The sequence below is a fragment of the Gemmiger formicilis genome, from assembly GCF_016901605.1.
Taxonomy (GTDB): domain Bacteria; phylum Bacillota; class Clostridia; order Oscillospirales; family Ruminococcaceae; genus Gemmiger; species Gemmiger formicilis_B.
The window spans coordinates 1-6,164 of sequence record NZ_JACJKP010000169.1; the positions used below are offsets into that span (position 1 = coordinate 1).

Genomic DNA, 6,164 nt, shown 5'->3' on the forward strand with positions numbered 1-6,164 from the left:
CACCTGCGCCTGCAAAGGCTCTTGAAAAGCAGATCCTAATAAGACACCGCCCACTCCCAGCGCAATGACCACACAGGCGGCACTGTATCTGGCCGGTCAGGTATAGTAGCCGGGCTGCTGACCGGCCAGATACAGTGCCGCCTGAATAGCACCATCTGCAAAGACACCGCGGCTGCCCGCGCCGGAACCCACCCCTACCGTTGAGACCGTACGGTTCTCTGCCACGGGTGACAACTTGATTCATGACGGAATCTTCTTACAGGCGCGTCAACGTGGAGAGGACGGATATTACGACTTTTCGGAAGCATACGAGCCTATGCGTGAGTTCTACACGCAGTTTGATGTAAACTGGCTCAACCAGGAAACCTTGGTAAACGATGCTTTTGAACCCAGCGGATATCCCCGCTTTTCAACCCCCGGAGACATCACCGACGCATTGTATGATCTGGGATTCCGGGTTTTCAGCTTGTCCAACAACCACAGCTATGATAAAGGCGCCGAAGGTATTGCATCTTCTTTGGAACATTGGGCTTCCCTGCCGGAAGATGTAGCGTACATGGGCTTTTATAATCTGGAAACCTACGACGAATACGTCTACCAGACTGTAAACGGGATCACTTTCGGTTACCTTTCCTATACGGAATATACCAATGGATTGCCTACGCCGGACGGTTCCAATTATGGAGTGATTTATCTGGATGATCGGGAGAGAATCTCACAGCAGATTCAGGCTATGCGTCCCAACTGTGATGTGTTGGTAGTCAGCTGCCATTGGGGTGTAGAGGGCAGCCACGAAATCAGCGATTTCCAGGCCGAGACCGCTCAATGGCTGGCCGATCAGGGCGTGGATTTGATTATTGGTACACATCCGCATGTAACTCAAACTGCGCAGTGGCTTACCGGTGCCGGCGGCAACCAGACCTTTGTAGCTTACAGTTTGGGAAATTTCATCAATGCGCAGTCGCAGCCCGATAACATGATCGGTGCCGTGCTGGATATCACTTTCCAAAAGACCACTCAGCCGGACGGTACCGTTCAAATCGAAATGCTGGACCCCAAACTGCATGGTGTTGTCACCCAGTATGAGGCCGGATATAAGAATATTCGGGTATATCCCTACAGCGATTACACTGATGAAATGGGAGCTGCTCATGGGGAATTCACTTTATCCCGCGAACAGATTGAGCAGACCCTACGGGACTCTATCGACGAGCAGTTTCTCACCTTAGAATAAAGAATAAGAAAGGGTGTTTTTCTATGTATGGCGTCAGCAAAATCCGCAGTGAGCAGAATATTCTGCTTACAACCTTTCCCGGTGCTCAGTACAGTGCTCAAAGTCTGGCAGAGCATCTGGATGTATTTGCCAAAGCCGGTATTGTGGTGGATATGATCTGCCAGAGTGCCCCGCGCGGTACAGCGGTGGATTTCAGCTTTACAACCAGCTACGACAATTTCGCCGCTGTGATGAAAGCCTTGCCTGCTGCCGCCAAAAAGCATCCGCCTCTTGTGTCCGGCGGGTACAGTAAAATCAATCTTTTCGGCGAGGAGATGGTCACTAGCTGCGGCGTGGCTGCCCGGGCGCTGTCCGCACTGGCCGGTGCCGGAATTGAGATTGTGCTGATCACAACCAGCGACCTGGACATCTCCCTTCTGATCCGCCAACAGGACGAAGACGCCGCGCTGGAAGCCCTGCACAAAGCCTTTGAAGTCTGATTTTCACCTGATTACCAATCAAACCCGGTGTGTTGTTTCGTAAGGAAACAGCACACCGGGTTTTTCCTTTTGCTAAAATCTCATGTATGTACAACGCTCTGCGTCAAACCCCGAAAGAATGTTCGGTTCTGAAGAGTGGTACTTTATGCCAAAGAAAAACGGATAGCACGAAAAACCGTGCTACCCGGAAAGAGTATCGTCTTACTTCTGCGCCTGATGGGCTTTGAATACCTTGCTTGCCAAAAACGGCAGGAACAACAAGCCATACAACACAGCCGAAATTCCCACATCCGCCCAGGTGTAGACCTGATTGCTGATATCAGCCGTACCGTTCCACACGATAATCATATTGTTGTTCAGGTAGTGCAGCAGCACCGGCACCCAGATGTTGCGCCCACACAACTCATACCCATAGGTGAAGAAAATTCCCAGTGTGATGCACACGATAATCTGCGCAGCAATACTCTGCAGCGAGGTTTCCGGACTGTAGAAGAAAAGATTCAGCGGCAGATGCCAAAGTCCCCAAACAACGCCTAACAACAGTACGCCCTTGCGCTTGCCGAAACGCTGCTGTAATACAGGAGTAAGGTAGTAACGCCATCCGTATTCTTCCCCGAAAAACGGCAAGAAGCACAGGAAAAAATTAGGGATGAGTATCAAAAAATTGACCCACGGCACATAGCTCTGCCAATAGGCCAGATATTCGTTCCAAGCCTCTGCACCCGACATGGCCACCGAAATAAAGACCGCTACTGTTTTCAGCACCAAAAACAGTGCGCAGATGCCCATGGCTTTCAGGAACTTTTCGTGCCAACGCAGACCGTAGGCTTCCCGTTTTTCCTTCTTATCAGTGAGCAGCAATACCCATGCCAGTACGGAACCTACGATAATGACCAGATTTACAGCCAACAGCCACTGACCGTCAGGCAGCTCCACAAACGCGGACAACAAACTCGTAACGAGGCAAACTGCGGTAATCAAAATATGCAAGATGTAAAAACGAACCGGTATGTTTGGACGGCGGGCCAGCAGGAATGCCAGCATAACGCCTGCGGCCGGGTAAAACATCTGGGCGTTGGCAAAGAGGCTGGTGTCCTTACCGGCAGCCTGGCAGATACCCAGAGGAATTCCCATCAGATACGGTACTGCGAACGCGACTAGAAGAAATGTGACAAGTTCCCGCTTGTTGGTTTCAAATTTATTGTTCATCTTCAGACTCCTCCGAATGTTCCAGTTGGTTGTGTCGCAGGTGGTAAAGCCATGCGGTAAACTGCAGGACCGCAAAACAAAGCAGCGCGCTACACAGGCCCGCACACAGCGCACCGGGCCAGTATCTGCCCTTCAGATAAACCCAGACAAAAACGGCAATCCCTGCAACAGTCGACCCAAGGATATTGGCACACAAATTAGGCTTGACATGCCGATCCCAGATGCCGTTGCGAATGCATTCCACCACCATGTACAGGCTGGCAAGCATAAACAGCACCCATTCCCCGATGGGGGCTTTTGCGGTTTGTCCCACCAAGCTTTGCACGATAATTGCCGCCAGCAGTCCCCACCACAGCAACCAAAATCCGCGGCTTTCCAGTTTGCAGAGTTTCTGCTCCTGCATTTCATCCAATTGGCTGTGCCTGGTATAGAAATCCAGCTTCATCCTTTATTCCTCCCAAAAAAGATCATCCAGTGTTTTACCCAGTACCTTACAGATGCTTCGGCACAGTTGAATGGTGGGATTGTACTCCCCTTTTTCGATGGCATTTACCGTCTGGCGGGAAACTCCCACAGCCTCAGCCAGTGCCGCTTGGGTCATATCTTTCTCGGCCCGGGCTGCTTTTAATTTCAAATTCTTGGGCAAATATCTCCCTCCTCTTACAAAGATGGATGTACCGCAGCAAATACACTGCACATAGATAGGAAATCGCCTGGCGCTGTGTCGCGGATTTTCTCGTCTTATGTAAATATCGGTTTGCTTCGGCGTTCCCGGCGGGGATTTTTTCTTACAGGTGCAGTATAGTATCTACATTACATAATGTCAACTATATTTTATAAAAAGTCATCATGCTTGCGGAGAAGTTCCGGCTGTGCTATGATAGCCATACACTCTATAAAGAAAAGGAAGTTGAGCCATGAAGTACAGCTTTCCCGCCTTTGAGAACGGCTTTATTCGCGCAGCCGCCGTCAGCCCGTCCCTGCGGGTAGCAGATTGCGCTTATAACGCCGAGCAAATTGTAGAAGCCATGCAGGCGTTCTCTGCAGAAAATGTTCATCTGCTCTGTTTACCGGAATTCAGCTTGACCGGCTATACCTGCAGCGATCTGTTTTTGCAGGAGCCTTTGCTGCGTGGTGCCGAAAAAGCCCTAGTAACGATTTTGCAAGCCAGCAAAGGGCTCAATCTGGTTACGCTTGTAGGCTTACCGGTTCGCCACAACGGCAAACTCTACAACTGCGCAGCGGTAGTCTGTAGCGGTGAGCTGCTGGGGCTGGTTCCCAAAACCTGTCTGCCTAATTACGGCGAATTTTACGAAAAGCGCCATTTTCAGCCGGGTATGGAAGAGGCCGAGGTCATCGAATATGCCGGGCAGGAAACCTTGATTGGCACGCACTTACTGTTTGCCTGCAAACAGATGCCTTCCTTTGTGCTGGGAGTGGAGATCTGTGAAGATCTTTGGGCACCGGTACCTCCCAGCTGCTCCCATGCTTTGGCAGGGGCTACTGTGATTGCCAACCTTTCGGCCAGCGATGAAACCATCGGCAAAGCCGCGTACCGGCGAGAGCTGGTATCCGGTCAGAGTGCCCGCCTGCTTTGCGGTTACCTGTATGCGGATGCGGGGCACGGCGAAAGCACCACCGACATGACGTTTGCCGGGCACAATCTGATTGCCGAAAACGGTACCGTGTTGGCTGAAACTGCGCCGTTTGCAGCGGAGGAAGCGCTTACAGAGCTGGATCTGGGCCGCATGGTTCAGGAGCGGCAGCGTAACACCACGTTTGTTCCCCAAACGGAAGGATATACTACGGTGGAGTTTGAGATGATGCCCTGTCAGTTCTCCCTGACGCGCGAAGTTTCTCCAACTCCTTTTGTACCGTTGGATGCCACCCGCCGCGCAGAACGCTGTGAGTTGATTTTGCGCATTCAGGCAGAGGGCCTTGCCAAGCGCATGGAGCACACCCATGCCCGGTGCGCCGTAGTGGGGATTTCCGGTGGCCTGGACAGCTGCCTGGCGTTGCTGGTGGCGGTACGTGCCTGCAAAGTGCTGGAACGTGATCCCAAGGAAATTGTGGCTTTGACCATGCCGTGCTTTGGTACCACCAAACGTACACGCTCCAATGCCGAGATTTTGTGTGAAGCCTTGGGTGTTACCTTTGATGAAATCAACATCACCAATACAGTTAACAGCCATTTTGCGGACATCGGCCAAGATCCCAACACCTATGATGTCACTTTTGAGAATTGTCAGGCTCGGGTACGGACTTTGGAACTGATGGATTACGCCAATAAATACGGTGGTTTTGTAATCGGTACCGGAGACTTGAGCGAACTTGCCTTGGGGTGGGCCACTTACAACGGCGATCACATGAGCATGTACGGTGTAAATGCCGGCGTTCCCAAGACGCTGGTGCGGCACATTGTGCAGTATGTGGCGGACACCTGCGGCAACGATACGCTGCGCAGTGTTTTGCTGGACATTCTGGATACTCCTGTAAGTCCGGAGCTGTTGCCCACCGCCGAGGATGGCACCATTGCCCAGCAAACGGAGAAGCTTGTAGGCCCCTATGAACTGCACGACTTCTATTTGTACTACGTGCTGCGCTTCGGGTTTGGTCCTGCCAAAATCTATCACCTGGCCCGGACTGCCTTTGATGGTAAGTATGACCCGGAAGTTCTTCTTCACTGGCTTCAGAATTTCTATCGCCGCTTCTTTGCGCAGCAGTTCAAGCGCAGCTGTCTGCCGGACGGTCCCAAAGTTGGTTCTGTGACCCTCTCGCCTCGCGGGGACTGGCGCATGCCCAGTGACGCCTGTAACACTTTGTGGATGGCAGAGCTGGACCAGATCACTTTGTCTTAACAAGAGCGAAAAGCACCGCTGCCAAGCAGCGGTGCTTTTTTAATATTCAATTCCTTTTCTTGCTGCCACACCCTTTGTATAAGGGTGCTGACAGGCTCGCATTTGTGTGGAATAGTCTGCGGCGGCTTGCATCCAATCTGCGGGGGTGCGTCCCGTTAAAACTACCTCAAAGCCCGTCTCAGCGCATGCAACGGCTTGCTGCAGCAATTTCTCATCCAGCAAATCATTTTCATAGGCGGCGCAGGCTTCATCCAGCACCAGAAGATCCCAGGACTGTTCCAATGCCTGGCGCAGCGCGACGGTAGAGTTGCGGCGAGCCTCCGCCTTTTCCGCTTCGTTCATCAGCCAGGTGAATTTAGCGTTGGGGCAGGCATAGACAACCGC

8 protein-coding genes are annotated in these 6,164 nt (G+C 52.0%); 3 read left to right on the plus strand and 5 right to left on the minus strand.

Translation table 11 applies throughout. The annotated features are described in order from the left end of the window. Positions 1–96: 96 nt before the first annotated feature. Positions 97–225 carry a hypothetical protein gene (locus H6B10_RS18745; protein ID WP_275951077.1) on the minus strand — a complete coding sequence of 43 codons (129 nt, stop codon included), beginning with the start codon at positions 223–225 and terminating at the stop codon, positions 97–99. A 10-nt stretch (positions 226–235) separates the two neighbouring features. On the opposite strand from H6B10_RS18745, the gene H6B10_RS11795 reads away from it, so the two are divergent. Together H6B10_RS11795 and H6B10_RS11800 are read left to right on the plus strand one after the other, a co-directional pair. Next, complete coding sequence (locus H6B10_RS11795) at positions 236–1,234, plus strand: CapA family protein (protein WP_243427366.1); 999 nt, start codon at positions 236–238, stop codon at positions 1,232–1,234. A gap of 23 nt (positions 1,235–1,257) precedes the next feature. Beyond that, a complete protein-coding gene (locus H6B10_RS11800; RefSeq protein ID WP_204651788.1) occupies positions 1,258–1,713 on the plus strand; it encodes an ACT domain-containing protein in 456 nt (151 codons plus the stop codon). 201 nt (positions 1,714–1,914) lie between these two features. On the opposite strand, the gene H6B10_RS11805 is transcribed toward H6B10_RS11800, so the two are convergent. From H6B10_RS11805 to H6B10_RS11815, 3 genes are read right to left on the minus strand one after another with little or no spacing between them, the layout of a single operon-like run. After that, positions 1,915–2,922, minus strand: coding sequence for a CPBP family intramembrane glutamic endopeptidase (locus H6B10_RS11805; RefSeq protein ID WP_204651789.1), 1,008 nt, complete (start codon positions 2,920–2,922; stop codon positions 1,915–1,917). Beyond that, on the minus strand, positions 2,912–3,367 hold the full coding sequence (locus tag H6B10_RS11810; RefSeq protein WP_204651790.1) for a DUF6773 family protein: 456 nt from the start codon (positions 3,365–3,367) through the stop codon (positions 2,912–2,914). Before H6B10_RS11810 ends, H6B10_RS11805 begins: the two co-directional genes overlap by 11 nt. A 3-nt stretch (positions 3,368–3,370) precedes the next feature. Then, positions 3,371–3,568 carry a helix-turn-helix transcriptional regulator gene (locus H6B10_RS11815; protein WP_204651791.1) on the minus strand — a complete coding sequence of 66 codons (198 nt, stop codon included), beginning with the start codon at positions 3,566–3,568 and terminating at the stop codon, positions 3,371–3,373. A 271-nt stretch (positions 3,569–3,839) separates the two neighbouring features. On the opposite strand from H6B10_RS11815, the gene H6B10_RS11820 reads away from it, so the two are divergent. Next, entirely contained in the window at positions 3,840–5,780 is a 1,941-nt protein-coding gene (locus H6B10_RS11820; RefSeq protein ID WP_204651792.1) for an NAD(+) synthase, read from the plus strand. A gap of 39 nt (positions 5,781–5,819) precedes the next feature. Here the strand turns inward: H6B10_RS11820 and H6B10_RS11825 are convergent. Continuing rightward, positions 5,820–6,164 (minus strand): cob(I)yrinic acid a,c-diamide adenosyltransferase (locus tag H6B10_RS11825; RefSeq protein ID WP_204651793.1); only part of this gene is annotated, 345 nt, incomplete at its 5' end.

Excerpts from the sequence above, each read along its gene's own strand:
- H6B10_RS11805 (WP_204651789.1), bottom strand. The coding sequence starts at position 2,922 with ATGAACAATAAATTTGAAACCAACAAGCGGGAACTTGTCACATTTCTT.
- H6B10_RS11810 (WP_204651790.1), bottom strand. The coding sequence starts at position 3,367 with ATGAAGCTGGATTTCTATACCAGGCACAGCCAATTGGATGAAATGCAG.
- H6B10_RS11820 (WP_204651792.1), top strand. The coding sequence starts at position 3,840 with ATGAAGTACAGCTTTCCCGCCTTTGAGAACGGCTTTATTCGCGCAGCC.
- H6B10_RS11800 (WP_204651788.1), top strand. The coding sequence starts at position 1,258 with ATGTATGGCGTCAGCAAAATCCGCAGTGAGCAGAATATTCTGCTTACA.